Source organism: bacterium, from assembly GCA_040755795.1.
Lineage (GTDB): Bacteria > UBA9089 > CG2-30-40-21 > CG2-30-40-21 > SBAY01 > JBFLXS01.
The window spans coordinates 1-1,460 of sequence record JBFLXS010000666.1; the positions used below are offsets into that span (position 1 = coordinate 1).

2 protein-coding genes are annotated in these 1,460 nt (G+C 38.1%); both read left to right on the top strand.

What is annotated here, in order from left to right; genetic code table 11:
* Positions 1-147 precede the first annotated feature (147 nt).
* Positions 148-729: a transposase gene (locus AB1414_20745; protein MEW6609839.1), complete on the top strand. Its 582-nt coding sequence runs from the start codon at positions 148-150 to the stop codon at positions 727-729.
* An 83-nt stretch (positions 730-812) separates the two neighbouring features.
* Positions 813-1,418 carry a hypothetical protein gene (locus tag AB1414_20750; protein MEW6609840.1) on the top strand — a complete coding sequence of 202 codons (606 nt, stop codon included), beginning with the start codon at positions 813-815 and terminating at the stop codon, positions 1,416-1,418.
* Positions 1,419-1,460: the final 42 nt, after the last annotated feature.

Sequence of the window (1,460 nt, forward strand, 5' to 3'; positions counted from 1 at the left end):
TATTAGAGACTGTTCCGAAAAAACTTGTAACTAATTGATATATAATGGAAAGTATACCATTTTTTGATCGGGCTAATAACAGGCCAAATATAAGTGCTTTAACCTTAAATACCTGCTAATATTCTGCTCCGAAAGGAGTGGAATATTATGAATAAGGACAAAAAACAACGACTCGATGTTGACCCTATTTTAGAAAAGATTTCCTCTCATATACCTGACGATGAGATAGATTTCCTTTTCCCATTTAGGAATTATAACACTCAGGGACGGTTAAGAGAATTTAAAACGAGTCAACTTTACAGGGTACATATATTAACTATGATCAAAGGAGTTACTTCATTCAATAAAGTGTGTGCCGAGATGAAATCCAGAAGGTCTTTTCGGGATTTTTGTTATTTTAAAAACAAGAGGTCGACCCCGATAAAACGTATTCTATCTGAGTTTAGAGACTACCTAAAACCTTCTGGGTTTGAAGAGATCACTCAACTAATCACATTAACCTTTTTAAATACGGTCAAACTGCCCGTTATCAAGGTTGCTGTTCCAGACGCAACGGATATGCCAGCAAGTTGCAATGGCTTTGCTAAAAAAAATGCAAATGCACTGGAGCGTGCGAATGTCCCAGGGAGTATACCGCTCAAGGAGCGGCTAAAGGTAAAAGGACTAAAAAGAGCGGCCAAAGTCCTTACTTTGTTGGATATAAAAAGCATACCTTACGCCTCTGGCTAAAGATTAAAGACAAAAACCTTATGATACCTCTTATCAGTTTTATTGAACCGGCCAATGTCTATGAAGGGAAGCTCCTAAGCCCAATGATTCAAAAAAACCAGAATGAATTGTCCCTTCATATCGATATAGTTGTTGGAGACATGGGCTATATCAGCAGCGAGCAGAAAATGGAGTTGAGAAAACAATTCTCCACTGCTGTCTTAACAAGGGTTCGTGAAAATATGTCTCCTCCAGAAGAATACATGGATTATGGCCGCCCAGAATGTCCAGAAGGTATCCCCTTATTGTGGGATGGCTACAGCGCTGAAACTGAAATGCATCGTTATATCACCCCTGTTGACAATCCTGCTTGCATCTCTTGCAGGTTATATGGAAACTGCTATCAAGAATCTTATGTCAGCCCTTCAACTGATGAACACCACTTTGGAATTGTTCCTCTTCATACAAAGGTCTCCCAAAGGTTATTACAGGCAATACGACCTCAGGTTGAAAGAGGCTTTGAGAACGATAAAAACAAACTTTATCTGAACAGATTCTTTGTCAACAGCTTAAAATTAGCAAGAGTTATTGGACACCTATCGGACGCTTGTCAGATCCTCCTTCTATTTGCTGATATGAAAACTAACACAAAATCAAAAGCAAAAAGAATGATGAAAAAATTGTACACTCAAATGACTTTTGACTTTTAAAAAAATGGGGTTTCCAGTTTTTTTTCGGAACAGTCTCTAATA

Excerpts from the sequence above, each read along its gene's own strand:
- AB1414_20745 (MEW6609839.1), top strand. The coding sequence starts at position 148 with ATGAATAAGGACAAAAAACAACGACTCGATGTTGACCCTATTTTAGAA.
- AB1414_20750 (MEW6609840.1), top strand. The coding sequence starts at position 813 with ATGATTCAAAAAAACCAGAATGAATTGTCCCTTCATATCGATATAGTT.